Source organism: Rhizobium tumorigenes (assembly GCF_003240565.2).
Classification (GTDB): Bacteria; Pseudomonadota; Alphaproteobacteria; order Rhizobiales; family Rhizobiaceae; genus Rhizobium; species Rhizobium tumorigenes.
In genome coordinates, this window is record NZ_CP117255.1 from 1,789,641 (window position 1) to 1,816,582 (window position 26,942).

The 26,942-nt window shown below is 61.1% G+C and carries 26 protein-coding genes, 1 other RNA gene and 1 pseudogene; 10 read left to right on the forward strand and 18 right to left on the reverse strand.

Translation table 11 applies throughout. The features are described 5' to 3' along the window. Positions 1–56 precede the first annotated feature (56 nt). A complete protein-coding gene (locus PR017_RS08860) occupies positions 57–965 on the reverse strand; it encodes an AraC family transcriptional regulator (protein WP_111222914.1) in 909 nt (302 codons plus the stop codon). A gap of 195 nt (positions 966–1,160) precedes the next feature. Between PR017_RS08860 and PR017_RS08865 the strand changes: the two genes are divergently transcribed. Then, complete coding sequence (locus tag PR017_RS08865; RefSeq protein WP_111222913.1) at positions 1,161–2,207, forward strand: NAD(P)-dependent alcohol dehydrogenase; 1,047 nt, start codon at positions 1,161–1,163, stop codon at positions 2,205–2,207. A 59-nt stretch (positions 2,208–2,266) separates the two neighbouring features. On the opposite strand, the gene PR017_RS08870 is transcribed toward PR017_RS08865, so the two are convergent. Then, the gene (locus PR017_RS08870; RefSeq protein WP_111222912.1) at positions 2,267–3,529 is read right to left on the reverse strand and encodes an NAD(P)/FAD-dependent oxidoreductase; all 1,263 of its coding nucleotides are present in this window, start codon (positions 3,527–3,529) and stop codon (positions 2,267–2,269) included. A gap of 235 nt (positions 3,530–3,764) precedes the next feature. Here PR017_RS08870 and PR017_RS08875 point away from each other — a divergent pair, with 235 nt between their 5' ends. Beyond that, positions 3,765–4,097 carry a hypothetical protein gene (locus PR017_RS08875; RefSeq protein ID WP_111222911.1) on the forward strand — a complete coding sequence of 111 codons (333 nt, stop codon included), beginning with the start codon at positions 3,765–3,767 and terminating at the stop codon, positions 4,095–4,097. A gap of 32 nt (positions 4,098–4,129) precedes the next feature. Here the strand turns inward: PR017_RS08875 and PR017_RS08880 are convergent. Both PR017_RS08880 and PR017_RS08885 read right to left on the reverse strand, forming a co-directional pair. Continuing rightward, positions 4,130–4,264, reverse strand: a pseudogene (locus tag PR017_RS08880) (ArsR family transcriptional regulator); the annotation flags it as partial. 120 nt (positions 4,265–4,384) lie between these two features. After that, positions 4,385–4,804, reverse strand: a complete 420-nt coding sequence (locus PR017_RS08885) for a winged helix-turn-helix transcriptional regulator (RefSeq protein ID WP_111222910.1) — start codon at positions 4,802–4,804, stop codon at positions 4,385–4,387. Positions 4,805–4,943: 139 nt separating this feature from the next. On the opposite strand from PR017_RS08885, the gene PR017_RS08890 reads away from it, so the two are divergent. Next, positions 4,944–5,825 carry an SDR family oxidoreductase gene (locus PR017_RS08890; protein ID WP_111222909.1) on the forward strand — a complete coding sequence of 294 codons (882 nt, stop codon included), beginning with the start codon at positions 4,944–4,946 and terminating at the stop codon, positions 5,823–5,825. A 55-nt stretch (positions 5,826–5,880) separates the two neighbouring features. Here the strand turns inward: PR017_RS08890 and PR017_RS08895 are convergent, their stop codons facing one another. The 3 genes from PR017_RS08895 to PR017_RS08905 all read right to left on the reverse strand — a co-directional run bounded on the left by PR017_RS08895 (position 5,881) and on the right by PR017_RS08905 (position 8,590). Beyond that, complete coding sequence (locus PR017_RS08895) at positions 5,881–6,633, reverse strand: pyridoxine 5'-phosphate synthase (RefSeq protein WP_111222908.1); 753 nt, start codon at positions 6,631–6,633, stop codon at positions 5,881–5,883. 114 nt (positions 6,634–6,747) lie between these two features. Further along, positions 6,748–7,875 carry an ATP-dependent DNA helicase gene (locus PR017_RS08900; protein ID WP_111222907.1) on the reverse strand — a complete coding sequence of 376 codons (1,128 nt, stop codon included), beginning with the start codon at positions 7,873–7,875 and terminating at the stop codon, positions 6,748–6,750. A gap of 121 nt (positions 7,876–7,996) precedes the next feature. Beyond that, positions 7,997–8,590, reverse strand: a complete 594-nt coding sequence (locus PR017_RS08905) for a LysE family translocator (protein ID WP_111222906.1) — start codon at positions 8,588–8,590, stop codon at positions 7,997–7,999. A 279-nt stretch (positions 8,591–8,869) separates the two neighbouring features. Between PR017_RS08905 and PR017_RS08910 the strand changes: the two genes are divergently transcribed. Next, positions 8,870–9,715: an aldo/keto reductase gene (locus PR017_RS08910; protein ID WP_111222905.1), complete on the forward strand. Its 846-nt coding sequence runs from the start codon at positions 8,870–8,872 to the stop codon at positions 9,713–9,715. A gap of 27 nt (positions 9,716–9,742) precedes the next feature. On the opposite strand, the gene ilvN is transcribed toward PR017_RS08910, so the two are convergent. From ilvN to PR017_RS08930, 4 genes are read right to left on the reverse strand one after another with little or no spacing between them, the layout of a single operon-like run. Further along, a complete protein-coding gene (gene ilvN / locus PR017_RS08915; RefSeq protein WP_111222904.1) occupies positions 9,743–10,315 on the reverse strand; it encodes an acetolactate synthase small subunit in 573 nt (190 codons plus the stop codon). Between the two features lie 30 nt (positions 10,316–10,345). Then, positions 10,346–10,747, reverse strand: a complete 402-nt coding sequence (locus tag PR017_RS08920) for a type II toxin-antitoxin system VapC family toxin (RefSeq protein WP_111222903.1) — start codon at positions 10,745–10,747, stop codon at positions 10,346–10,348. Continuing rightward, a complete protein-coding gene (locus PR017_RS08925) occupies positions 10,728–11,036 on the reverse strand; it encodes an AbrB/MazE/SpoVT family DNA-binding domain-containing protein (protein WP_111222902.1) in 309 nt (102 codons plus the stop codon). The genes PR017_RS08920 and PR017_RS08925 overlap by 20 nt, the downstream gene beginning before the upstream one ends. 56 nt (positions 11,037–11,092) lie before the next feature. Further along, positions 11,093–12,886, reverse strand: a complete 1,794-nt coding sequence (locus tag PR017_RS08930) for an acetolactate synthase 3 large subunit (protein WP_111222901.1) — start codon at positions 12,884–12,886, stop codon at positions 11,093–11,095. 323 nt (positions 12,887–13,209) lie between these two features. Between PR017_RS08930 and PR017_RS08935 the strand changes: the two genes are divergently transcribed. Beyond that, positions 13,210–15,252: a helicase HerA domain-containing protein gene (locus PR017_RS08935; protein WP_111222899.1), complete on the forward strand. Its 2,043-nt coding sequence runs from the start codon at positions 13,210–13,212 to the stop codon at positions 15,250–15,252. Positions 15,253–15,264: 12 nt separating this feature from the next. On the opposite strand, the gene miaA is transcribed toward PR017_RS08935, so the two are convergent. Further along, complete coding sequence (gene miaA, locus PR017_RS08940) at positions 15,265–16,158, reverse strand: tRNA (adenosine(37)-N6)-dimethylallyltransferase MiaA (RefSeq protein ID WP_111223026.1); 894 nt, start codon at positions 16,156–16,158, stop codon at positions 15,265–15,267. Here miaA and serB point away from each other — a divergent pair. Continuing rightward, on the forward strand, positions 16,157–17,047 hold the full coding sequence (gene serB / locus PR017_RS08945; protein ID WP_111222898.1) for a phosphoserine phosphatase SerB: 891 nt from the start codon (positions 16,157–16,159) through the stop codon (positions 17,045–17,047). The two genes, miaA and serB, sit on opposite strands and share 2 nt — an antisense overlap. A gap of 49 nt (positions 17,048–17,096) precedes the next feature. Next, on the forward strand, positions 17,097–17,666 hold the full coding sequence (locus PR017_RS08950) for a GNAT family N-acetyltransferase (protein ID WP_111223025.1): 570 nt from the start codon (positions 17,097–17,099) through the stop codon (positions 17,664–17,666). A 3-nt stretch (positions 17,667–17,669) separates the two neighbouring features. On the opposite strand, the gene PR017_RS08955 is transcribed toward PR017_RS08950, so the two are convergent. From PR017_RS08955 to PR017_RS08970, 4 genes are all read right to left on the reverse strand, one after another. Beyond that, positions 17,670–19,400, reverse strand: a complete 1,731-nt coding sequence (locus PR017_RS08955) for a Do family serine endopeptidase (protein ID WP_111222897.1) — start codon at positions 19,398–19,400, stop codon at positions 17,670–17,672. Positions 19,401–19,609: 209 nt separating this feature from the next. Next, the gene (gene hflC / locus PR017_RS08960) at positions 19,610–20,581 is read right to left on the reverse strand and encodes a protease modulator HflC (RefSeq protein WP_111222896.1); all 972 of its coding nucleotides are present in this window, start codon (positions 20,579–20,581) and stop codon (positions 19,610–19,612) included. 1 nt (position 20,582) lies between these two features. Beyond that, complete coding sequence (gene hflK / locus PR017_RS08965) at positions 20,583–21,704, reverse strand: FtsH protease activity modulator HflK (protein WP_111222895.1); 1,122 nt, start codon at positions 21,702–21,704, stop codon at positions 20,583–20,585. Positions 21,705–21,944: 240 nt separating this feature from the next. Continuing rightward, positions 21,945–22,457, reverse strand: coding sequence for a dihydrofolate reductase (locus PR017_RS08970; RefSeq protein WP_111222894.1), 513 nt, complete (start codon positions 22,455–22,457; stop codon positions 21,945–21,947). 224 nt (positions 22,458–22,681) lie between these two features. On the opposite strand from PR017_RS08970, the gene yghU reads away from it, so the two are divergent. After that, positions 22,682–23,551, forward strand: coding sequence for a glutathione-dependent disulfide-bond oxidoreductase (gene yghU, locus PR017_RS08975; RefSeq protein WP_111222893.1), 870 nt, complete (start codon positions 22,682–22,684; stop codon positions 23,549–23,551). 59 nt (positions 23,552–23,610) lie between these two features. Here yghU and PR017_RS08980 read toward each other — a convergent pair whose 3' ends face one another. Beyond that, positions 23,611–23,982, reverse strand: coding sequence for a c-type cytochrome (locus PR017_RS08980; RefSeq protein WP_240539171.1), 372 nt, complete (start codon positions 23,980–23,982; stop codon positions 23,611–23,613). Positions 23,983–24,228: 246 nt separating this feature from the next. Between PR017_RS08980 and nhaA the strand changes: the two genes are divergently transcribed. Further along, the gene (gene nhaA / locus PR017_RS08985) at positions 24,229–25,443 is read left to right on the forward strand and encodes a Na+/H+ antiporter NhaA (RefSeq protein WP_111222892.1); all 1,215 of its coding nucleotides are present in this window, start codon (positions 24,229–24,231) and stop codon (positions 25,441–25,443) included. A 21-nt stretch (positions 25,444–25,464) separates the two neighbouring features. Here the strand turns inward: nhaA and PR017_RS08990 are convergent, their stop codons facing one another. Beyond that, entirely contained in the window at positions 25,465–26,400 is a 936-nt protein-coding gene (locus PR017_RS08990) for a thymidylate synthase (RefSeq protein WP_111222891.1), read from the reverse strand. 130 nt (positions 26,401–26,530) lie between these two features. Here PR017_RS08990 and ssrA point away from each other — a divergent pair. After that, positions 26,531–26,891, forward strand: a transfer-messenger RNA (tmRNA) gene (gene ssrA / locus PR017_RS08995). Positions 26,892–26,942: the final 51 nt, after the last annotated feature.

Sequence of the window (26,942 nt, forward strand, 5' to 3'; positions counted from 1 at the left end):
AGCGCCGAAGAAATTTCCGTGATCGTCGAGACGTGCGCTCGGCTACGGCGTGAGACCTATTCGGCGGCGATCGGCGCGCGCATGCCTTCGACGTCGCGCAGCGGCGACAGGCCGTAAAGACGGCTATATTCGCGGCTGAACTGCGACGGGCTCTGATAGCCGACGCGGTGGCCGGCGGTACCGACATCGAGCCGCTCGATCAGCATCAGCCGCCGGGCCTCGTGCAGCCGCAGCTGCTTCTGGTACTGCACCGGCGTCATCGCGGTGATTGCCTTGAAATGATGGTGAAAGGAGGAGACGCTCATGTTGACGTGCTCGGCCAGTTCCTCGATGCGCAGCGGACGGGCAAAGTTCTCTCTCAGCCATGCAACGGCGCGGGCGATGCGGTGGCCATGATTGTCGGCGACAGCGATGTTGATGAGTTGGCCACCCGCTGGTCCGGTCAGGATGCGGTAGAGGATCTCCTGCTCGAGCAGCGGCGCCATCGCCGGGATGTCGCTCGGATTATCGAGCAAGCGGAGCAGCCGCACGGCAGCATCGAGCAATTCGGGCGTCGCGATGTTGACCATCATTCCGCGCTGGCCCGCAGCAGGTTCGGCCGGCCGCTGGATATCCGTCCGGCTAAGCAGATCGAGCAGTTTCTCGGGGCTGATGGCAAGCGTTATGCAGAAGTGCGGGACTTCCGGACTGGCCTCGACGACGCGCCAGGCGACAGGGAGATCGAGCGACGTCAGGAGATAGTCGCCGGCGCCGTAATTGATGGTGTCGGTTCCGAGCTGCAGGCTTTTCGCCCCCTGGATGACCATCGCGAAGCACGGCCGATAGCTGGCATGGCAGGGTGCGCTCGGCATCGAGCGACGGCTTATCCCGAGCCCTTCGATCGCTGTCTTGAACTCTCCTTCGCCGGGCGCAAAGCGGGCGGCGATCGACGCGATTTCATGATGGGGATTGAACATCAGTGTCATCAAGGCACTCTTTGTCGGGGATACGAGGGAGCGAGCTACCGTTCCTATGTAGGCGAAATCCCTAGCCCGGCAAATAGGCGGCGTTCACACATTTGCAGGATCGAGCAAAAACCTGAGAGGATCGCTCTAACGCCGGTGACAGGAAACGCGGCATAAGGGATCATCACCTTGCAGCCCCCAAAGAAGGAATATCCCATGCCAATCGCAAAAGGCTACGCCGCAACGGACGCGTCCAAACCCCTCACCCCTTTCACATTCGAACGGCGCGAGCCAAATGCCGACGACGTCGTCATCGACATCAAGTTTGCCGGCATCTGCCACTCCGACATCCACACCGTTCGCAACGAGTGGAAGAACGCCGTATACCCGATCGTTCCCGGCCATGAGATTGCCGGCATCGTGTCCGCCGTCGGCGCCAACGTCACCAAGTTCAAGGTCGGCGACCATGTCGGCGTCGGCTGCTTCGTCGATAGCTGCGTCGGCTGCGCCAACCGCGATGTAGACAACGAGCAGTACATGCCCGGTCTCGTACAGACCTACAACAGCGTCGAAGCCGACGGCAAGACGCCGACCCAGGGCGGCTATTCGGACTCGATCGTCGTCAAGGAAGGCTATGTCCTCTCGATCCCGGAAAATCTTCCGCTCGACCGCGCCGCTCCGCTGCTCTGCGCCGGCATCACGCTTTATTCGCCGCTGCACCACTGGAAGGCCGGTCCCGGCAAGAAGGTTGCCATCGTCGGCATGGGCGGTCTTGGCCACATGGGCGTGAAGATCGGCGCCGCCATGGGTGCCGATATCACGGTCCTGTCGCAGGGCCTTTCGAAGAAGGAAGACGGCCTGCGGCTCGGCGCCAAGGAATACTACGCCACGTCGGATGCCGAAACCTTCACCAAGCTGGCAGGCACTTTCGACCTGATCATCTGCACGGCCGGTGTCGCGATCGACTGGAACGCCTATCTCGGCCTGCTCAAGGTCAATGGCTCGATGGTCATCGTCGGCGCGCCTGAGCATGCGATCCCGGTTCATGCCTTCTCGCTGATCCCGGGCCGCAAGAGCCTTTCGGGCTCGATGATCGGCTCGATCAAGGAAACGCAGGAAATGCTCGACTTCTGCGGCAAGCACAACATCGTCTCGGAAATCGAGAAGATCAACATCCAGGACGTCAACGAAGCCTATGAGCGCGTTCTGAAGAGCGACGTGCGCTACCGCTTCGTCATCGATATCGCTTCGCTCGCAGCGTAAGTCGAAATCGTCCGGAAGACACCAAGGGCGGCCCTCGCGGGTCGCCCTTTTGCGTGACCTCAATCCTCGCGCGGCGTTTCTTTCTGCGTAATCAGCCGTGCGCTGTGTTGGCGGCTGAGATAGATCCAGAGCCAGCTCCAGGCGACGCTGAGCCGCGACCGCGTGCCGATGAGGAAATAGATATGGGCAAGCCCCCATATCCACCAGGCGAGACCGCCCTTCATTTTGATCCATCCGAAATCGATGATCGCCGCGCCCTTGCCGATGGTGGCAAGGTTACCCTGGTGGTGGTAGCGGAAAATATCCGGCACGGTCTTGCCGGAAAGCCGCGCCTCGATCACCCTGGCGACGAATGCACCCTGCTGCTTGGCGGCCGGTGCAACGCCGGGCACCGGCGTCCCGTCTTCGCGAAGCACCGACGCCGTGTCGCCGATCACGAAGATTGCGTCGTCGCCCGGCACCGTCAGGTTCTTTTCGACAACGACCCGGCCTGCGCGGTCTGCCGGCACATCGAGCCAGGCCGCCGCGGGCGACGCCTGCACACCGGCTGCCCAGACGATCGTCCGGCACGGAATGAAGCTGTCGCCGACATTGACCCCATCGGCCGTGCAGGACGTCACGGCCTTGCCGGTGCGGATCTCGACGCCGCTGCTCTGGAGCTTCCTGTGGGCGTAGGTCGACAGGTCATCGACGAAGGCCGAGAGAATGCGCGGCCCGGCCTCGACGAGAACGACCTTGGTCTTCGTGGTGTCGATGCGGCGGAACTCCTTCGGAAGGGTATCGTGCGCCAGTTCGGCAATGATGCCTGCAAGTTCGACGCCGGTCGGTCCGGCACCGACGATGACGAAGGTCAGCAGCGCTTCGCGGATCGCCGCATCTTCTTCCATCTCGGCGCGTTCGAAAGCCAAAAGCAGCCGGCGTCGGATGGTCGTCGCATCCTCGAGTGTCTTCAGGCCGGGTGCGACCGGCTCCCATTCGTCATGGCCGAAATAGGCGTGCGTGGCACCGGTCGCCAGCACCAGCGTATCGTAGCCGACGATGTCGCCGTTGGTAAGCGCCACGGTCTTTGCCTGCCTGTCGATGCCCTCGACTTCGGCAAGCAGCGTCGTGACATCGGGCCGCTCGCGATAAAGGCTGCGAATCGGCCAGGCGATCTCGGAGGTCGACAGCAGTGTCGTTGCGACCTGATAGAGTAACGGCTGGAAGAGGTGGTGATTGCGCCGGTCGATCAGCGTGATGCGGACGGGCGCCCGCCGGAGGTCGTTGACGATCTGCAATCCCGCAAAACCGCCGCCGACCACGACGACATGATGTTCCTGCATGACGATCCTTTCCTGTGCTCCCCTCCCTCACCTGAGCCTGTTCTCCGCGGACATCAACTACCATTTGCGCATGGCTCCGTTGCACATCTTCAAATCCGCCACGATCGGACAAAGCGGCTTTCTCTCAAGATCAGCCAGCATAGGTCAATCCCTCACAGCAGTGTCGACAGCAACGCCCGCGTGCATTAAGCGTTAGGTAGCCGACGCCTGCAGTGGCGACTGGGGGAACACAGTATTGACCGTGTCGAAAAAAGATAATCCGGCTGCTGAGAAGACACTGGCCCAGCATATCCTGCCGACATCCGGCACAATGGTCGGTATCTGCACCACGCTGATCGGACTGGTGAAGGTTGTCGAGGGCCGCATCGGGCCAAGCCGGGTCGACGAGTACGCAGGCTGCGCCTCGCTTCTCTTCCTCGTCAGCGCCATCACTTCCTATCTGTCCATCCGCTTTGCCAACCGGCTGAAGCTCAGCAGGACACTCGAAACCGTCGCCGACCAATGCTTCTTGTTCGGCCTGTTCGGCATCACCCTCATCGGCTTGCTGTTCGCCTATGAGGCGATCTGAGCAAGCCGCCTATTGCGCGTGCCCAACGTGGATTACCATTCGCTTTTGAGTTCCTCCATGGAAGCCGCTACGTCGAACAGTTCGACCCAGCGGACGATGGTCTTGTAGATCACGTCGTAATGCTCGACGCTCGGCAGCACGATCTTGAGGATATAGTCGTGGTTGCCCGGTTTCGACAGCACGACGATCCACGTACAAGCAGCTGTACATTTCGCCTTGGCGCCGCTGGCCAATGTCGACGCCGAAGCTGCCTGAAACACCCGGAAACGCAGGATCCGGCGCTCGCCTCAGGCGCCTGCGTCGTCGAACCTGCGCCGCGCCGCCCGGACGTTGTCGTGGTTGGCCTCCGCCCAGTTCAGCAAGTGCGACAGAGGCTCGTAGAGCGAGCGCCCGAGCTCGGTAATACGGTATTCGACACTCGGCGGCTTTGTCGGAAAGACCTCGCGTTCAACATAACCGTCGCGCTGCAGGTCGCGCAGCGTCTGGGTGAGCATTCGTTGCGAGATATCGGGGACGGCGCGCTTTAGTTCGCCAAAGCGATAGGGACGCTGCGACAGCGCGTCGACGAGCAGCGTCGACCACTTTCCATGGATTTGCTGCATCACGTCCCGGATAGGGCAATTGCTCGGATCGAGTTTGGCGACGTCGAACACCCGGCCAGTCCCGGCCATGTCCTTGTTGCGCAGATTGACGACGGTGCCGCTCATGGCAGTTCCCTTTTGGTAACCTACGGCAGAAAAACTGCCTCCTTTACAGAACTCTCTCAATTCCTATTGTAGCGCAAGTCTCTTTTTGAGACCGCAATGCCGGTCGTGGAACCGGTTGCCAGGAACAGAGGAAAATCCCATGACCCTTCTCGTCACCGGCGCTGCCGGCAAGCTCGGCCAGAGCGTCGTCCATCACCTCGTCGAAACTTACAAGGTCGCCCCCGGCGATATCGTCGCAGCGACCCGCAGCCCGGAAAAGCTCGCCACACTGGCAGCCAAGGGCGTCGTCACCCGCAAGGCGGATTTCGACGATGCGGCAGGCCTCGTCTCGGCCTTTGCGGGGATCGACCGCCTGCTGATCATCAGCACGGATTCGCTCGATACTCCCGGCAAGCGCCTGGCTCAGCACAAGGCTGCCATCGAGGCTGGCAAGGCTGCCGGCGTCAAGCACATCCTCTACACCTCGATGCCAAACCCTGACAAATCGCTGGTGACCTTCGCCCCCGATCATCTCGGCACCGAAAATGCCATCAAGGCCAGCGGTATCGGCTACACCATTCTGCGCGACGCCTGGTACCTGGATAATTTCATGATGTCCCTACCGCACAATCTGCAGGGCGGAAAGTGGTACACCGCGACATCAGGCGGCAAGGCGCCCTACATTTCCCGCGAAGACTGCGCGCTGGCCATTGCCGCAGCCCTTGCTTCCAGCGATACGGAAAGCAAGACTTACACGCTGACGGGCTCTACCTCCTATTCGATCAAGGATGTGGCCTCGACTGTCTCTGCCATCACCGGTCGCCCGCTAGAGGTCATTGACGTCACCGACGAACAACTTGCCGCCGGTATGGCCGGCGCCGGCCTGCCGCCGTTCCTGGTCGACATGCTGGTGTCTGCCGACGCAAACATACGCGCCGGAAACTTCGACAGCCTGACCGCCGATTTCACGACACTGACCGGCAAGGTTCCGCAGACGCTGAGAAGTTTCTTTGAAGAACGAAAGGCCGAATTGGCAGCGTAAGCCCAAAGTCGCGAACCCAATCTCCCCCATTCGGGGGAGATTGGGGGACAGTGGCCTAAACTATCTGCCCGCACGCCCGGCGAAACCGGCGAACGGTCTCCGCCATGCCGAACTCCAGCGCATCGGCGGTGAGTGCATGACCGATCGATGCTTCTGCAAGCTGCGGGATACGCCTGATCAGGTCCGGCAGGTTGGCGACCGTCAGATCGTGACCGGCATTGACGCCCATCCCCAGCGCGATGGCTGCATCGGCCGTCTTGCCGAGACCAGCAAGTACGGCAGCCGCCCGCTCCGGCGAATTATGACATCCACCGTATGGACCGGTGTAAAGCTCGATCCGGTCGGCACCGACAGCCTTGGCAATCGCCACGGCCTCGGGATCGCCATCGCCATCGGCAAACAGCGAGACGCGGCAGCCCAGTTTCTTATAGGGCGCGATCACATCGGCCAGAAACGCCTGGTGCTTGCGGAAATCCCAGCCATGGTCCGACGTCGCCTGCGACGGATGATCCGGCACCAGCGTCACCTGCTCCGGCTCGACACCGGCACAGAGATCGAAGAATTCCGGCGTCGGATAGCCCTCGATATTGAATTCTGCCTCAGGGAACTCGTCGTCGATCAGCGCGCGAATGACTGGGAGGTCCGAAAATCGCACATGTCGCTGATCCGGACGCGGATGCACCGTCAATCCGCTGGCGCCAGCCTGGAGCGCGATGCGCCCGAGCGCCTCGAGGCTCGGCCAGGGAAGGTCCCGGCGGTTGCGAAGCATGGCGATGGCATTGACATTCACGGAGAGCTTGGTGGGCATCGTTGATATCCAGTTCACGAGCAACGTGCCTGCGCTTTTAATCCGATCGCACCGTCAACGCCAATGACATTCGCATGTGCAAGCCATGCAAAAGATTGATGCAACCCGCAGGCCTCAGCGAACGATGGTCAACGTCTCAGCGGCACGGGTGATCGCCGTGTAGAGCCAGCGTTCGCGCGTGTCGCGAAAGGCCCAGCTCTCGTCGAACAGCACGACCTTGTTCCACTGCGAGCCCTGTGCCTTGTGCACCGTCAAGGCATAACCGAAGTCGAACTCATCGTAGCGTTTGCGGGTGGTCCACGGGATTTCACCCTGAACATCCTCGAAGGCCGTCTTCAGCACCTTGATCTTGGCCGCACCGCGATCCATGTCGTCGTCTTCAGGACGGATCAGAAGGTTGATGCCGGGCTTGGTGGTCTCCTTGGACGAGGTCATGACCTGCCAGAGCGAGCCGTTCAGCAGGCCCTTAGCCGGATCGTTACGCAGGCAGACGAGCTTGTCGCCAGACTGCGGATATTCTGTATTGAAGCCCTTCAGCTCGCGAAGGCGCTGGTTATAGCGCTTGCGTGTCTTGTTGGTGCCGACGAGCACCTGATCGGCCTCGAGCACTAGCGGCTGCGTAACCTCGCCCTTGGAAATGACCTGCACGGTACCGTAGTCGCCGTGCATGATCTCCTTGCCTTCGCGCACCTGCATGGCGAGCTGGATGATCGGATTGTCGCGAGCCTGGCGGTGGATATCGGTCAGCAAGTAGTCCGGCTCTTCATTGGTGAAAAACCCGCCCCCGGTGATCGGCGGAAGCTGGCCGGGATCGCCGAGCACAAGGATCGGCGTACCGAAACTCATCAGATCCTTGCCGAGCGCCTCGTCGACCATCGAGCACTCGTCAACGACGATCAGCGCAGCCTTCGACACCGGGCTCTGCCGGTTGACGGTAAACATCGGCGTCATCGAGCTTTTGCCGGTTTCCTCATCCTCGACGGACTCCTCGCCGCGCGGACGATAGATCAGCGAATGGATGGTCCGGGCATTGGTGGCGCCACGCGAGCGCAGCACCTGGGCCGCCTTGCCGGTGAAGGCGGCAAACAGCACCTCCCCATCGACATTCTCGGCGAAATGGCGGGCAAGCGTCGTCTTGCCGGTTCCGGCATAGCCGAACAGGCGAAAAAGCGGCGACCGCCCGTCCTTCAGCCATTTGGAAACGGCCTTAAGCGCTTCATCTTGTTGTGGCGCAAATTGCATCGCCGGACTTGGCAGGATTCGCCCTTTGGAGGCAACCGGAAAAATCTGCGGATACCGGGAATAAGAGGCAGAGCTACCCTCTCCCACCCCCGCAACGCACGTGAGCCTCCGCAACGCTGCCTTACTTCAGCATCGGCCAGAGACTGAGCACAAGCAGAACCGCCATTGTAATATTGAAGCACTTCAGCCGCACCGGCACCGCCAGCCACTCGCGCAGCGCCGATCCGAAGCCGGCCCAGGTGGAGACCGTCGGGATGTTGACGGCCGCGAAGACCAGTCCGACGATCGTCACGCTGACAAAATATCGGTCCGCATCGGTATAGGCAGCCATCGCGGTGACGGCCATAACCCAAGCCTTCGGATTGATCCACTGGAAGGCAGCGGCGGCTAAAAACGACATCGGCCGGGCGCCGCCTTCCCTTTCACCGAGGCTGCGCGACGAGCCTATCTTCCAGGCAATCCACAGCAGATAGGCTCCACCTGCAAATTTCAGGACGGTGTATACCACCGGGACCGTATGCAAGATGGCGCCAAGCCCAAGACCGACGCTCAAAAGCAGCGACAGAAAGCCGACACCTATCCCGAACATGTGCGGGATCGTGCGCCGAAAGCCGAAATTTACCCCGGATGCGAACAGCATCATGTTGTTCGGCCCCGGCGTGATCGACGTGGTGAAGGCAAACAGCAGCAAGGCCAGCAACGTATCAGGCGCCATTATAGTCTCCCGGGGATGTCGCGTTTCATCGCCCTGTGCAGGACAAGGAACATCCGTCCTCTGCGACGCGTGCATCCGATATGCACGCAATCCTCGTGAGGTACGAGATGACAAATGTGACGGTGACAAAATAGCATCGGCAGCGCGTCCGTGGCTGACACCGACGACCGGGGTCACGACAGTTTTACCTTTAAAACTACGGTGCGGAGCATACATCACTGGGAGACAAGAAGCGTACTCTGTGAACCTCTTCCACGAACGATACGAAAGGCGACAGCCATGAGCGATGCCATCCCGTCGATTAGCTTTCCCTCCGGCATCAGCGTTCCAGCCCTTGGCCAGGGCACTTGGAACATGGGCGACGATGCCTCCGGGGCGAAGACGGAGGTAGAAAGCCTGCAGGTCGGCATCGACCTCGGCATGACGATGATCGACACTGCCGAGATGTATGGCGAAGGCGCCTCGGAACGGCTTGTCGGCAAGGCAATCGAAGGTCGTCGCGACGAAGTTTTCCTTGTCAGCAAGGTCTATCCGCACAATGCCAGCAGCGAGGGCACGATCAAAGCTTGCGAGCGCAGCCTGCAACGATTGGGAACCGACCGGCTCGACCTCTACCTGCTGCACTGGCGCGGCAGCTACCCGCTGGCAGATACCGTCGACGCCTTCGAGCGACTGAAAGCTGCCGGCAAGATCCGCGCCTGGGGCGTCTCGAATTTCGATGTCAGTGACATGGAGGAACTGTTGCGGGTGCCGTCGGGCCGAAACGTCGCCACAAACCAGGTGCTCTACAATCTCGGCCGGCGTGGAATAGAATTCGACCTGCTGCCATGGTGCCACGACCGAAGTATTCCGGTAATCGCCTATTCGCCTATCGAGCAAGGCCGGCTGACGCGCCACCCGACGCTCGTCCAGCTTGCCAAGGCCTATCAGGCTACGCCTGCCCAGGTCGCACTTGCCATCGTGCTCAGGCGCGACGGCGTTTTCGCGATTCCGAAGACGTCCCAGCCGGCGCGCACCAGAGAAAACCGGCAGGCGGTGTCGCTCGACATTTCGAACGAGGACTGGGCAGTCCTAGACGCCGCCTTTCCGCCTCCGCAGAGGAAAACACCGCTGGAGATGCTCTGATCTCCAGCGGCACTGCGTAAACGCAGCTTACATGCCTTGCGGGCCGCGGTTCATTGCCGCGATCCCGGTGCGGCACACTTCGACCAGGCCGAGAGGCCGCATGATGGCGACGAACTGGTCGATCTTCGACGACTTGCCGGTGATTTCCAGAATGAAATGTTCAACGGTGGCATCCACCACCTTGGCGTGGAAAGCGTCGGCCAGCCGCAGCGTCTCGGCCCGCGTCTCGCCGGTACCGGTGATCTTGATCAGGGCCACTTCGCGCTCGATCGGCCGCTCCTGGCCGAGTTCGCGGGCCCGTACCGTCAGGTCGACAACTCGGTGAACGGGGATGATACGCTCCAGCTGCGCCTTGATCTGCTCAAGCACCTGCGGCGTCCCGCGGGTCACGATGGTGATGCGTGACAGATGCGCCTGATGTTCGGTTTCCGACACGGTCAGGCTCTCGATGTTATAGCCGCGACCGGAAAAAAGGCCGATGACGCGCGCAAGCGTGCCCGGCTCGTTATCGACCAGAACCGAAAGCGTGTGGTTCTCGGCCGTCGCAGTTTCCGGCGAAATGAAATAGGCGGAGCCGGTCGGTTGAAGGTGTGCATTCATGATCTTGGGTCCGTTTCCTCAGATATTTGTTCAGGATGCCAGCTCAGCGCCGGCATGGTGGATGTATTTGGTAGCCAGCCGCACAAGGTCACGGTCGAAGGTCACGAACACCTCGCCATCGCCAGTGAAACAGACATGCAGGGCATCGGCAAAGTCCATGCCCGCTGCGAATGCTTCGAGCGCTTTGACGACACGGACCCTGTCGATGACGACAAAGCCCTCGAATTTGATAACACTTCTCAGCAGGGCCGAGATGCGTAAGCGCTCTACGCCGTATCTGCTTAGAAGCACCCATTCCGTCTCCAGCATCACTGTCGGCAGAACTACGAGTTGAAACGCTTCCAAGAGCCTCCCAGCCCGTTGCGCCTGAACGCTGTGATTATGGACCAGCAGCCGGACAAGAACATTGGTATCAATCGCCCTTGTCGCCATTCCACTGTCGCTCCAGCCGTTTCCAATCGTCAATCGCCACCTTGTCGATCGCCTGACGGCTTAGATCTTCCGTCAGTGGAGGACCGTTGTAATGGACGCGCTGTGCCAGAAAGTCAGCCACTTTCACTCGATGTGTCGAAGTCTCCGGTGTCCTGTCGACCAAGCGCAATGTGATCTCCCCACCACCATCGATGATTTCGAACTCGGCGCCGGGCTCTAGACCATGTGCATCGCGAACTTCCTTCGGCAGGATCACGGCACCCGTCTTAGACATTATCGCTGTAGCCATCGAGTGCGCTCCTAGAAAGTGAGGACGCGGCAGTGTACCGCGCCTCCGCGTCGCGATCAAACCAGTGCGCGCCCCTTGGCGTCGATGGCGTTGGCGACGGCCTCGTCGGTTGCTTCGTCCGGCAGCAGCATCTCGTTGTGTGCCTTGCCCGACGGGATCATCGGGAAGCAGTTGGCGAGATTGGCAACGCGGCAGTCGACGATGACGGGACGCCTCACGTCGATCATTTCCTGGATCGTCGCATCGAGATCGCCGGGTTTTTCGACGCGCAGGCCGACACCGCCGTAGGCATCCGCCAGCTTGACGAAATCGGGCATCGCCTCGGTGTAGGAGTTCGACAGGCGGTTACCATGCAGCAGTTGCTGCCATTGGCGAACCATGCCCATGTACTGGTTGTTGAGAATGAAGATCTTGATCGGCGCATCGTGCTGCACCGCCGCCGACATCTCCTGGATGCACATCTGGATCGAGGCATCGCCGGCGATGTCGATGACCAGCGCATCCGGATGGGCGATCTGGACGCCGAGAGCCGCCGGCAGGCCGTAGCCCATGGTGCCGAGGCCGCCGGACGTCATCCAGCGGTTCGGCTCCTCGAAGCCATAGAACTGAGCCGCCCACATCTGGTGCTGGCCGACCTCGGTCGTGATGTAGGTGTCGCGATGCTTCGTCAGCTCATAGAGCCGCTGGATCGCATATTGCGGCATGATAACGTCATTGCTCATCTTGTAGGCGAAGGAGTTGCGGCCGCGCCAGCGATTGATGTCGTCCCACCATTCGGCCAGCTGGCTTGGCTCCTGTTTTTTCGGCAGGGCACGCCACAGGCGAACCATGTCCTCTAGAACATTACCGACGTCGCCGACGATGCCGATATCGACATGCACGGTCTTGTTGATCGAAGACGGATCGATATCGATGTGGATCTTCTTCGAATTCGGCGCAAAGGCGTTCAGACGGCCGGTGATGCGGTCGTCGAAACGGGCACCGATGCAGACCATGACATCACAGTCGTGCATCGCCATGTTGGCCTCGTAGGAGCCATGCATGCCGAGCATCTTCAGCCAGTTCTTGCCCGATGCTGGATAGGAGCCAAGACCCATCAGCGTCGATGTGATCGGAAAGTTGGTCAGCTCGACCAGCTCGCGCAGCAACCTGGAGGCTTCCGGGCCGGCATTAACGACGCCGCCGCCGGAGTAGATGACAGGCTTGCGGGCCGTCGCCATCAGCTCGATAGCCTGCTTGACCCGGTTGATGTCGCCCTGGACCTGTGGCTGGTAGCTTTTCTGGACAGCATGGGCTTCCGGCGGCGTATAGGTGCCGGTGGCGAACTGGACGTCCTTGGGGATATCGACGACGACGGGGCCCGGACGACCGGTTTGTGCAATCCGGAAGGCGTCGTGGATGACGGCCGCGAGCTTGTTGACGTCCTTGACCAGCCAGTTGTGCTTGGTGCAAGGCCGGGTAATGCCGACCGTGTCGCACTCCTGGAAAGCGTCGGAGCCGATCAGCGTCGTCGGAACCTGACCGGTGAGGCAGACAAGCGGGATCGAATCCATCAGCGCATCCTGCAGCGGCGTGACAGCGTTGGTGGCACCGGGGCCGGAGGTAACAAGCATGACGCCAACCTTGCCCGTCGAGCGCGCATAGCCCTCGGCTGCGTGTCCGGCGCCCTGCTCGTGGCGGACGAGGATGTGCTTGATATCGTCCTGCTGGAAGATCTCGTCGTAGATCGGCAGGATCGCGCCGCCCGGATAGCCGAAAATATGCTCGACGCCATTGTCCTTGAGCGCCCGCAGGACGATTTCCGCGCCGGTCATCCTGTTATCGCTGGTCTGCTTGTCTGTGCCCGTCATTGCCAAGTTCCGTTGCCTGCTTGAGTATTCTGGAAGCGCGACGCCCGATTTCGGGCATAAAAAAAGGCTCCTTCGGGAGCCTGTTGTCTAGCGCATGGGTGGCTATCGCCGGATGGTTACACCATCCTGCCCATGCGCTGTCCCACCACAATAAGAGTTGTCGCTATGTTCATGACCGGAATTGATAGACAGAAAATTTCGTAGCGTCAACGCTTTGGGCAATAAAAAGTCAACGCGTCAAAGGTCCGCTGAAAAAACAAGCACTTCGACAGGACTTTGTTAAGCGGACAACCCTATGCTCGGCGGATATCAGGAGCACCCCGTTGCTAAACAACGATTTGCAGACGTCAGGCAAAGCGGGCGAACACGACCGCCGCGACAACCTTACCCCGGGGAACCGCTTTCTTGGCCGCGTCGTCGCATGCAGCGGCGCCCGCGTCACGATCGCCGCAACCGCAGAGGCGGGCGGCACCGATCTCACGGAACTGTGGTCCGTCGGCAGGCTGATCTCCATCAGCGTAGAGGGCAACCGCGTCGCAGCGCTGGTCTACTCCATGGACACCGGCAACATGGCCTGGGGTGAAGGTGAGGACAACCAGTTCCGCATCGAAGCCGAGTTGCTGGGCGAAGTGCGCGTCGATGCCGATGGCCGCGAAGAATTCTCCTCCGGTATTTCCCGCTATCCGCATCTCGGCGCCGTCGCCCATCGCATCCGCGCTCGCGACCTGATGCGCATCTATGACGCCGGCAAGGAGAGCAGCTGCGTTATCGGCAAACTGACGCAGGACGAAACGATCGACGCCGCCATCCACATCCCCTCCATGCTGTCGAAGCACTTCGCCGTTGTCGGCTCGACCGGCGTCGGCAAATCGACGGCGGTATCGCTGCTGCTGCACAAGGCGATTGCCTCCGATCCGAAATTGCGGGTGCTGATCCTCGACCCCCACAACGAATTTGCTGCCGCTTTTCCCGACCATTCCGTCGTCGTCGACACCGATACGCTCGACCTGCCCTTCTGGCTGATGCGGCTGGAGGAATTCGCCGAGGTGATCTTCCGGGGCCGCCCGCCGGTGGCTGAAGAACTCGATATGCTGCGCGATATCATTCCGGATGCGAAGCGCGCCTTTCGGGGCAACGATTCGACGCTGATGCGCCGCCAGACCGAAAAAAGCTCGATGACGGCCGACACGCCCGTTCCTTACCGGATGGCCGACCTTCTGGCGCTGATCGACGAGCGCATTGGCAAGCTCGAGGGACGGCAGGAGAAGCCGCATCTTCGCTCGCTGAAAATCCGCGTCATCTCGGCGATCAACGATCCGCGCTATCACTTCATGTTCTCCAACAACACGATCAGCGACACGATCATGGAGACCATCGCGGAAATCTTCCGGATCCCGGGCGACGACCGGCCTATCTGTACGTTTCAATTGTCGGGAATTCCCTCGGAAGTCGTCAATTCCGTCGCCTCGGTCCTCTGCCGCATGGCGTTCGAGCTTGCGCTGTGGAGCGAAGGCGCCATCCACATGCTGGTCGTCTGCGAGGAAGCCCACCGCTACATTCCAGCCGATCCCAATCTCGGTTTTGTGCCGACGCGGCAGGCCATATCGCGGATAGCCAAGGAAGGGCGCAAATACGGCGTTTCGCTTGGCATCATCACGCAGCGTCCCGGCGAACTCGATCAGACGATCCTGTCGCAGTGCTCGACGCTGTTTGCCATGCGCCTTGCCAACGACCGCGACCAGGAGATCATCCGCTCCGCCATTCCGAACTCGTCCATCTCCACCACCAGCTTCCTGTCGTCGATCGGCAATGGCGAGGCTATTGCTTTCGGCGAGGCTATTGCCGTGCCGATGCGCATGCGCTTCACCCGGGTGGCGGACAACCTCATTCCGAAAGCCAACGGCCTTGCCGAACGGGCCGACGACGTGACCCCGGACACGGTCGATTTGCGCAATATCGTCAGCCGCATGCGCTCGATCTCCGGACCGGACATATCGGCGTTCCAGCAGGCCTATTCGACGGGCAGCAGCAGGACCGGCGAAGACGAGATCGAACCGGAAGCAGCTTCGGTGCGCCAACTGTCCGAGGAAACACCGCGGCCCCTGCCTTCGGGTGCCGTATCGGTCGAATCCTACAGGCCCGACATGCTGCCTCGCCCCGGCGAGCCTGCCGCCGGCCTTGCCATGCCTCCGCAGACCTCGATCGACAGCAAGCTTGCCGAATTGCGCCGCGAATACAGGCGCGATGATGCCAGCCGGGCAAACCTTCCGCAGGACGCCGCCGCATCTCCACGCCGCGATCAGGCGTCGTCGATGCGTGACAGTCTTATCAGGAAGCCGCTGGGGTCGCTGTTTAGCAGGGATTGACGCCAACAGTTCTCATCCGATCCGCTCCCAGCTTTGATCCATCTGGTTACGAAACCAGGTCATCTGCCGCTTTGCATATTGCCGGGTCCCAGCCGAACCGAGTTCGATGACCTCCTCTCGACCGATTTCGCCGCGCAACATCGCCGCAATCTGCGAGACGCCGATAGCCTTCATGACGGGCTGTTGCGGCGAAAGGCCGAACGTCAGCAGATCGGCTACCTCTTTCTCCGCACCATCAGCAAGCATCACCTCGAACCGGCGTTCGATGCGCTCGTGCAGCACCTGCCGCTCGGGCAGTACGACGATCTTGCGGGCGCGGGCGGGGTCGATGATGACCGGTCCGGCAAGTCCCTGTAGCGCGGCGAGCGACTGGCCTGTAGCAAGCTTCACTTCAAGCGCCCTGACGATGCGTTGCCCGTCCTGCGGCTTGAGGCTAGCCGCCATCGCCGGGTCGCGCTGCGCCAGTTCACGGTGGAGCGGTTCCGCCCCGTCTTCGATAAGCCGCTGGCGCAGACCCTCACGAAGTTCGGCCGGGATTTCCGGCATGGGAGAAAGTCCGCCTGTCAAAGCCTTGAAATAGAGCCCGGTTCCGCCGACGATGACCGGCATGCGACGCTCCCGGCGGAGTTCTGCCAAAAGCTCCGAAATCTGCCGCAGCCACATTCCGGTCGAATAGGCATCTCCGGCCGGGACGTGACCGTAGAGATGGTGGGGAATGCCCTTCGTATCCTCAATGGATGGGCGCGCGGTGAGGATCCGCAGCGTGTCGTAGACCTGCATGCTGTCGGCATTGATCACCACGCCGTCGTACAGGCTGGCAAGCTCCACGGCCATGCCGGACTTGCCGCTGGCGGTCGGCCCGGTTATCAGGATCGCGTCGATGTCGTTCACAGGGTTTCCCATCATGGCCTTCGTTGCCACGCTTATTGCCAATCCGTCAAACCCCGTTCTCGTCTCCCGCCTCGCGGAACAGGCGGCCGATGCGGTGAAAGCATCGGGACTTTATTGGCTGGCTGATGGCATCGCCTGCGACATCGCCCTCCGGGACGGCACCGACCTGGACGCTGCGGAGGCGAGCCTCAGGAGCGTAATCGGCAGCGGACCCATCGATCTCGTCATCCAGGACGCCGAGACACGACGCAAGAAATTACTGGTGGCCGACATGGATTCAACGATGATCGCCCAGGAATGCATCGACGAGCTGGCAGCCGAAGTCGGCCTGAAGGATCAGGTCGCGACCATCACCGCGCAGGCCATGAACGGCGAGATCGACTTCGAACCCGCCCTGCGCGCCCGCGTCTCGCTGCTGAAGGGGCTGCCGATCTCGGTCGTCGACGAAGTGATCGCCAGGCGCATCACCCTTACACCCGGCGGCCCGCAACTGATCGCCACCATGAAGGCGAAGGGCTTCTACACCGCCCTCGTCTCCGGCGGCTTCACTGTCTTCACCAGCCGCATCGGCGCCACTCTCGGCTTCAATGAAGATCGCGCCAACGTACTGCTGGAAGACAATGGCGTGCTCACCGGCTTCGTCGCCGAGCCGATCCTCGGCCGGCAGGCAAAGGTCGATGCCCTCACCGAAATCGCGGCCACCCTCGGCATCTCCACCGAGGACGCGATTGCGGTCGGCGACGGAGCCAACGATCTCGGTATGCTGGAGCTCGCCGGCTCCGGCGTCGCCCTGCATGCAAAACCAGCGGTCGCCGCTGAGGCAAGAATGCGCATAGACCACGCCGACCTTACTGCGCTTCTGTATATTCAGGGTTACCGCAAAACCGACTTTGTCGACGCGTGAATCGCCGGTAGCGATTTCAAGACTTCAAGAGACGGAAGGAACTTTGGCCATGATCATTCTCGAAACCGACCGCCTGATCATTCGCAACTGGCGCGAACCGGACCGTGATTTTTTCTTCGAGGTGAATTCCGACCAGAAGGTCATGGAATTTTACCCCGTCCGCCGGGACCGGGCCAACGCGGATGCCTTCTTCGACCATCTGCATCGGCTGATTTCCGAAACAGGCCTTGGCTTCTATGCGCTCGAAAGCAAGGCGACCGGCGAGACCGTCGGGTTCTGCGGTCTTGCCCGCACAGATCTCGAACCGTTCATTCCGCTCGGAACGGTCGAAATCGGCTGGCGTATGCCGGTGCGGTTCTGGGGACAGGGGTTCATCAGCGAGGCGGCAACTGCCCTGCTCCGTCACGGCTTCGAGACCCTACACCTCGACGAGATCGTCTCCTTCGCCGTCCATAACAACCACCGCTCAACCGCAGTCATGCGACGCATCGGCATGCACCGGGATATGAACGGCGATTTCGATCATCCCCGCGTCCCCGACAGCAAGCCGGCGCTGAAGCATCACGTGCTCTACCGGCTGACGGCAGACCAGTGGCGCGACGCCGAAGGTGCGGCCTGATACCTACTCTAGCGGCACGGCAATGAAGCGCAGGTCGCCGTTGGGCGCGGCGATCATCATCTGAGCGTTGCGACGGCCTTCCTTTTTCAGTGAGGTCACCTTGGCCGAGATCGATCCAGGCGTCTTCATGAACTCCTGCGCCACCTCGACGATCACGTCGCCGGGCTTCAGGCCCTTTTCGAGGGCCGGCGATCCCGGCGCCACCTGCATGACGACGACACCGTCGACGCTGTCGGCAATACCGAAGGTCTTGCGGTTGTCGGCGTTGAGGCCGGCGAGCTGCATGCCGAGCACGGTCTGGACTGTATCGGCGTTCGGAGCCGGTGCAGCGTCGCCCTGGTCTTCCTGATCGTCGTCCATCCCGTCGTCATCGCCAGCGCCGTCGCCGTCCGGGTTGATGACGCCATTGCCGTTGGAGCCCCCGGGCGCCGCATCTGGAACCGTGGATTTGTCGTCTGCCGCAGCGGGCGTGTCGTCCAGCTTGCCGAGCGTCACCTTGACTGTCTCCTGCTTGCCGTTGCGCATCACCACGACATCGACGGCCTTGCCGACCGGACTTTCGGCGACGACCCGCGGCAGGTCGCGCATTTCGTTGACAGCCTTGCCGTCAAAATTGAGAATGACGTCGCCCGCAATGATCGAGCCATTGTCGACCGGACCGCCCTTGATGACACCCGCTACCAGCGCGCCCTTGGCCGACGGCAGTCCGAGGCTCTCCGACACATCGTCGGTGACAGGCTGGATACGCACCCCCAACCAGCCGCGACGCGTCTCGCCAAAATCCATCAGCTGCTTGACGACGCCCTCGGCGATTTCAGACGGCACGGAGAAGCCGATGCCGATGGAACCGCCGCTCGGCGAGATGATCGCCGTGTTGATGCCGATCACCTCACCGCGCATATTGAACAGCGGGCCGCCGGAATTGCCCTTGTTGATCGCGGCGTCCGTCTGGATGAAATTGTCGTAGGGGCCGGCATTGATGTTGCGGCCACGCGCCGAAACGATCCCGACCGTCACAGAGCCGCCAAGACCGAAGGGATTGCCGACGGCCATCACCCAGTCGCCGATACGCATCTGGCTGGAATCACCGAAGTGAACCGACTTCAACGGCTGCTTCGGCTCGACCTTGAGGACGGAAAGGTCTGTCTTGGTGTCGGTACCGACGAGCTTTGCCTTCAGCTTGGTGCCATCCGGAAAGATCACCTCGATATCGTCGGCGCCCTCGATGACGTGGTTGTTGGTGACGACATAGCCCTTCGGATCGATGACGAAGCCGGACCCCAGCGAACTGACCTTGTGATTGTTGCTCTGCCCGGGCTTATCCTTGAAGAAGTCGTTGAACAGATCCTGGAAAGGCGATCCGTCCGGCATCTTCGGCGTCGACACGGTGCCCTCGCCCTTGACCTTCTGCGAGGTCGAGATGTTGACGACGGCGTCTAGCAACCCGGCTGCGAGATCGGCAACCGAGGCAGGTCCTGCCATCGGAGGGCGCGGGGCGGCAGGCGCCGCAGATCCTGCCGGTGGAACCGGCAACGGACCTGACGGCGTCGGCGGGGTCGTGGCGTTCGGCGGCGCGGGAGTGGCCGGCATGGTGCCCGGCACGCCTGACAGGACATTCGTCGTGCCTTCCGCATAAGCCCGTTCGAAGCCGTTGAAAGTGGAGCCGGCGACAAGGGCCGCGCCAGCCATCAGGGCAAGCGAACGTCGAAGGGTCGGGCAAGCGGTCGAAGCCATCAGGCATCCTCATCAAAGGGTCAGGTCAGATATTACAGCATCAGCATAGGGCGGAATGATGAAGGGTGGAATCGCCTTTTTCGCTAATCCCCGCCCTTGATGACAAAGGCCGGGCACCGTGCCCACTTCCCTGTGGTGGGAGGGCACAAAAAAATCGGGCCACCCTTTGGATGGCCCGACATGATTGCGATCTAACCTGTAAGCCAGCGTCAGTTGACGGCTGGCGCTCCCGGCAGGGCGAGAGGTGCGCTGGCCGATGGCGCGGCCAGGGCGGGTGCGCCTGGCTGCGGTGCAGGCGGCATGCCGTTCGGGTTCTGGAAATACCGGAAGAAATCCGATGTCGGCGACAACACCATCGTCGTCGTCCCCGAACCCAGAGCCGTCGTGTAGGCGGCCATCGACCGGTAGAACTGGAAGAAGGCAGGATCGCGCGAAAATGCATCCGCAAAGATCCGCGCCCGCTCCGCTTCGCCCTGACCGCGCAGGACTTCCGAATCCTTGCTGGCGTCGGCAACGATCTCGACGACCTGGCGGTCGGCGACAGCACGGCGACGCTGGCCTTCTTCTGTGCCCTCGGCGCGCAGCAGTTCCGCTTCCGCCAGGCGCTCGGCGCGCATGCGGTCGTAGGTCTTCTGCGACACGTCCTGCGTCAGGTCGGTGCGCCGGATGCGGACGTCATCGATCTGGAGACCCAGCGTTTCCGCATCCTTGTGCAGGTCGTTGCGGACTTCGAGCATCATCGATACGCGCTCGTCGGATAGCGCGGCATCGAATTCGCGCAGACCGTAAACCCGACGCAGAGAGGCGTCGAAGCGGGTACGAAGCTGCGATTCGGCCGCCGTGCGGTCACCCGACACGGTTTCACGGAACTTGCGGGCATCGGCGATGCGATAGACCACGAAGGCATCGACATCGAAAGTGGCGCCGCCCTTAACCTGAACGCGGATGTTGTCCAGATCGAAGCGCAAGGCCTGCTTGGAGACATACTGGACGCGGTCGGCGTCGGCGAAGGCGAAAGGCAGCTTGAAATAGATGCCCGGCTCGGACTTCACCGACTGGATCTGACCGAAGCGGACCAGAACGGCCTGCTCGCGGGCGTTGACGACGAACACCGACGAATAGACGATGAACAGGAGCACGACGATGGCGATGACGATCGCCGGAAGACGACTGGAGGACATGTTACTTACCCCCCTCTGTCGCGGCAGCCGGCGGAACGACCTTGCCGATCCCGTTCAGCGGCAGGTAGGGCAGCACGCCCTGCTTCTGGTCGATGATGACCTTGTTCGAATTCTTCAAGACGGATTCCATCGTTTCAAGGAACAGGCGTTCGCGGGTGACATCGGGCGCCTTGACGTACTGGTCGTAGACCGACACGAAGCGCTGGGCCTCACCCTCGGCTTCCTTGACGACACGGTCCTTGTAGGCGGCCGCTTCTTCGCGGTTCTGCGCCGCCTGGCCGCGTGCGCCACCGAGCTTCTGGTTGGCATACTGGTTGGCTTCTTCGACGAGGCGCTGCTTGTCCTGGTCGGCACGCTGCACTTCTTCGAAGGCATCGGCAACTTCGCGAGGCGGAGCGACATCCTCGATGTTGACGCGGTTGATGGCGATACCCGAGCCGTAGCGGTCCATCGTGCCCTGGATGATGTTCTGGACTTCGCTGGCGATCGGCTGACGGTTGTCGCGGAATGCATCCTGTGCCGGACGACGACCGACGACTTCACGCATAGCGCTCTCGGACACCTGCTGCAGGGTTTCTGCGGGATTTTCCAGATTGAATAGATAGGCCTTGGGGTCGCTCACCGTGAACAGCACCGTGAACTGGACGTTCAGGATGTTCTGGTCACCCGACAGCATCAGGCCGGAGGTGGAATTTGCACTGCCGCGTCCACCGATGCTCTGCAGCTGTTCGGTGACCTTGACGATATTGATCTGGTCCATCGGCCAAAGGTGGAAATGAAGACCGGGAAGCGAGACTTCCTCTTTCGGCTTGCCGAAGCGCAGTTCGACGCCGCGCTCGTCCGGCTGGACGGTGTAGATGCACTGGATAAGCCAGAAAACGACGACGACCGCAGCAACGATCAGGAAAATGCCGCTGTTGAAACCGCCTGGAATGATTCCCCGCAGGCGCTCCTGGCCGCGTCGGATGATGTCTTCCAGATCGGGAGGACCGCCCCCGCCGTTGCCGCGCGGACGGTTGGGACCCTTGCCCCAGGGGCCTGGCTTGTCGCCACCGCCACCATTACCGCCGCCGCTGCCACCGCCGCCCCAGGGACCGCCGCCATTCTGATTACTCCAGGGCATTAAAACCTCATCGTTCGTGTAATTCTTGACACGTTGTCCGGCCCTGGTTCCCCGCGGCAGCAACGATTGCCCTCGTTATAGGTATCGACGATGTCGCTTTCAACGCAACCTCTGGAAGTTGGGCCGCATAATTGGAAAAATAGTAGATTTTTAGAGCTTAAATGCACTTTAGCGTGTTTCGCGGCAAAGCCGTTGCAAACCTTGAAGCGGGCAGAGCCACGCCTGTAATCCGCACGACTTTCACCGGCGACGATACGTCACGAAGCGCGTTGCAAAGCTGTCTCGCTCGCCAGCGGGGACTGCCAACTCGGCCTCTTCCTGCCATACCGCCGGGTCGATCGCCGGGAAGGATGTGTCTCCCTCAACCTCTGTCTCGATGTGCGTCACATACATGCGCTCGGCGGTCTCCATCGCCTGGCGATAGATCTCTCCGCCACCGATGATGCAGATTTCATCCACCCCATCAAGCCTTGCCCTTTCGGATGCTTGCGCAAGCGCATCCTGCAGGGAGTTCACAACGGTAACGTCTTCTGGAGCGAAATTGGGGTCGCGGGTGACGATGAAGTTCGGCCTTCCCGGCAGCGGCTTGCCGATCGACTGGAACGTCTTGCGGCCCATGATGACCGGCTTTCCCGACGTCAATGCCTTGAAACGCTTGAGGTCGGTGGACAACCGCCATGGCATGGCACCATCCCGGCCGATGATGCTGTTTCGCGAAATCGCGACGACGATGACCTGCCTTATGTCCGACATGGAACCTGCATCCCTTCAATCCATCAGCCGCGCCGGCACCGATACTGGCACGGTCGGCCTTCCCGCCTGTCCTTATCGCACCATAACCACCGATGCCATACAAAGGCTCGATCGAGCATCAGTCTCGCGACCGCATCGCAAAAGTAGACCTTGCCTGCGAAATGCAGCATACCATTTGGTCCTTGCCTCAAGCAAAAACCGGCAATCCCGACTGGAGTTAACCGATGACCGAGAACACCGAATACAAGCCCGCCAGCGTCTGGACATGGGACAAGGCAAGCGGCGGGCGGTTCGCCAATATCAACCGGCCCATCGCCGGAGCCACCCATGAAAAGGCGCTTCCTGTCGGCAAGCATCCCCTGCAGCTCTATTCCCTGGCGACACCCAACGGTGTGAAAGTCACGGTCATGCTCGAGGAACTGCTGGCCCTCGGCCACGAAGGGGCTGAATACGATGCCTGGCTGATCCGCATCAACGAAGGCGACCAGTTCGGCAGCGACTTCGTCGACATCAATCCGAATTCCAAGATCCCGGCCCTGATGGATCGCAGCGGACCGACACCGGTACGCGTTTTCGAATCAGGCTCGATCCTGTTCTATCTCGCCGAAAAATTCGGCGCCTTCCTGCCGACGGAACAGCCGATCCGCACGGAATGCATGTCCTGGCTGTTCTGGCAGATGGGCAGCGCCCCCTATCTCGGCGGCGGCTTCGGCCACTTTTACGCCTACGCACCGACAAAGATGGAATACCCGATTAACCGCTTCACGATGGAAACGAAACGCCAGCTGGACGTCCTCGACCGCCGGCTTGCCGACAACGAATATCTGGCCGGCTCGGACTACACCATCGCCGATATCGCAGTCTGGCCTTGGTACGGTGCGCTGGCCAAGGGCTGGCTTTACGAAGCAGCCGAGTTCCTGCAGGTCCAGGAATACAAGAACCTGCAGCGTTGGACCGACCTGATCGGCGAACGCCCCGCAGTCCAGCGCGGCCGCATGGTCAATCGCGTGTTTGGAGAACCGTCGAGCCAGTTGCACGAGCGCCACGATGCCGCCGATTTCGACACGAAGACGCAGGACAAGAACCCGTCGTAAAAAGTCAGAGGCAGTTTCTCACCGCCCACATACGGCCCCGGCTTTCGGGGCCGTTCCCATCACGGATTGGCGCGCAGGTATGCAATTACGTCTTTGATCTCGCTGTCGCTCCATAGCCCCCAGAACGGCATTGTGGTGCCCGGCACCTTCTTCTTCGGACTGGAGAGAAACGCCGAAAGCGCGGCCTCGTCCCACACCAGTCCCGCGGCACCGGCGTCGCTCATGGCCTTGGAATATCGATAGCCGGCAACGGCCCCGGCAGGCCTGCCGACGACGCCCTTCAGATAGGGACCGAAGCCGTTCCTCTCGCGGTCAACCACATGGCATTGCGTGCAGAGCTGGAAGACTTTCTTGCCATGCGCAATATCCTCGGCCGACACCCCCGTCGCTCCGCCGATCATCATAGCGACTGTGAAAGCCGCCACCTGCATCTTCCGCAAAATCAAAGGTCTGAGGCACTCCATTTCGCGCTGATCTCCTCGACGGCCAGTTGCAGCGAAACGCGATACGCCGTTTCAGGCTGAAAATCGCTTGGCTTTATAGTCGCAGTGCCGGTGATTTCGAAGACCCGAGGACAAAACGCCTGACACGCGCTTCCAAACCCGGGCACAGCCTCGCGATATCTAAATTGCCGGTTTCGTCTGGATTTGCACGCCTGGATAGTCCAAAACAGCAGAATGAAAACAGTAAAAAAATCGAAGTTTCCAATCCGGCCGATGTCGTTCGTGCGGCATTTCTTGGAGAGTTCGTCCGCAGGCGGCATCGTTCTCATGGTGTCCGCAGTGGTGGCGCTGGCCGTCGCCAACTCACCCTTCTATCCTGTGTATGCGGACACCCTGCATCTCTACGTCGGAGGTCTTTCGATACTTCATTGGGTCAACGATGGCCTGATGGCAATATTCTTTCTGATGGTCGGCATGGAGATCAAGCGGGAAGTTCTCGACGGCCAGTTGTCGACCTGGTCGCGCCGGATCCTCCCTGGTGTCGCAGCGATCGGCGGAATGCTGGTGCCCGCCCTCATCTATCTCTCGTTCAATCTCGGGGAAGCCGGGCATCCGAAGGGCTGGGCTATCCCGTCTGCCACCGATATCGCCTTCGCTCTCGGCGTCCTGTCGCTGCTCGGGCCGGCAGTCCCGACATCGCTGCGCGTTTTCCTGACGGCCCTCGCAATCATCGACGATCTCGGCGCAGTGCTGATCATTGCGGTGTTCTATACCGGCGACCTCAATGTCTATGCGCTCGGCGGCGCTGCCGTGACACTGCTCGCGCTGGTAGCACTCAACCGCGCCGGCGTGACACGCCTGGTGCCTTACTTGGCGCTGGGCGCAATCCTGTGGTTCCTGACGCTGCAGTCGGGCATCCATGCGACGCTCGCCGGTGTCGCCCTCGCCTTCACCATCCCGCTGAGGGCCATCGCGAAGAAAACAGATACGGAAGCCTCTCCGCTGCTGACGCTGGAGCACGGCATACAGCCCTGGGTCAATTTCCTGATCGTGCCAATTTTCGGGTTTGCCAATGCCGGCGTTTCGTTTGCCGGACTGTCGCTTGGTGCTTTCGTCGATCCCGTCCCGCTCGGGGTGGCAACCGGCCTGTTCCTCGGCAAGCAGCTTGGCGTCTTCGCCTTCTCGGCCGCAGTCATCCGCATGGGTTGGGCGGAACTGCCCCGGCACGCGACCTGGCTTCAACTCTACGGCGTCGCCCTTCTCTGCGGCATCGGTTTCACCATGAGCCTGTTCATCGGCCTGCTGGCCTTTGCCTCGGACCCGATGCTGCAGGATGAAACCAAGCTCGGCGTCCTGCTCGGCTCGTTCTTGTCTGCAATTGTCGGCGCGATACTCCTCAAGACCACCGGCAACAACGATACCCAGCCGGAGAGGCCGGCAAGCGCCTGATCCCTTCGCCGTGCCCGGTCGCTACACCGCGACCGGGGCCTCGATGGCCGGATGCGGATCGTAGCCGCTGACCTCGAAGTCCTCGATGCGATAATCGTCGATGCTGTCTGGATGGCGCAACAGGCGAAGCTTCGGAAACGGCCGGGGCTCGCGACTGAGGATCGTGCGGGCCAGATCGACATGGTTGAGATAGAGGTGCACATCTCCCCCGACCCAGATCAGTTCGCCCGGCGTCATGTCCACCTGCTGGGCAACCATATGGACCAGCGCCGCCTGCTGGGCGAGATTGAACGGATTGCCAAGGCCGACGTCGCAGGATCGCTGGCCGACCAGCAGCGAAAGTTTGCCTTTCTTGCCCGACCCAGAAGCGACGCCCTCTTCTGCGATATTGCTGACATAGAACTGGTAAGTCATATGGCACGGGCTGAGCGCCATCCGGTCGAGTTCACCGACGTTCCAGGCGTGGAACAGCATGCGCCGGCTGGAGGGATTGGACTTCAGTGTCTGGATGACAGCTGCGATCTGGTCGTGCTCCTGACCGTCCGCATCCAGCCACCGCCGCCACTGCTTGCCGTAGACAGGCCCGAGATCGCCCCACTCCTCAGCGAAAGCGTCGTCGCCGAGCACGCGCTCCTCGAAGGCCTCCTGCGAAATATCGTCGCCGGTTGCCTTGCGATATTTATCGAGCGGCCAGTCGGTCCAGATCCGGACGTTCTCGCGCAGCAATGACTGGATGTTGGTCTGCCCCGTCAGGAACCACAGCATTTCCTTGACGGCCGTTTTCCAGAATACCCGCTTGGTGGTGTAGACCGGGAAACTTCCATCGGACAGGTCGAAGCGCATCATCGCGCCGAACGTCGACAGCGTGCCGACGCCGGTCCTGTCGATGCGTCGGTCGCCTTTCTCCAGAAGATGTTCCAGCAGATCCAGGTACTGGTATTCGGGGTGCCGGGCCATGAGAAATCCTCTTACGTTGCCAGTTTCGTAGCGTCGCTCCGCCGCAAAACCAAGCCATGCCGGCAGTCGGGACCGGCTTCTCCCCCAGTTTCATCGCCTATCGAGAAAATGCCAAGCAAATTTGCCACGAGGCCTTCCATCGGGCGCGAGAAGACACTATATCGGTGTTGCCGGTTTTCGGACCGGCTATGGCGATAAATGAGCGATGTAATAAGCCTATTGGACCCGGGGGCGGTACCCGGCGCCTCCACCAAAAACCGGCCAGTGATGATCGGCTTTTGATGGGGGCGAAATAGGATCGACAAGGGTGTAAAGATCTACTTTTTGCTCGGCATTGTACCACCGTTATCGGACTAAATCTGTAGTTGCAAACACCAACTATGCGGAAGCTCGTCTCGCTGCTTAATCGCAGTGTGACACTTCAAATCAAGTCCTGAAGGTTCGCACCTTAAGGCGGGGTTCGGAGGTACCTGGCAACAGAAACCTCCACCTTCTCCCTTTTTCGGAAATCATGTATGGTCGGTCGACATGACTCGCGCGTC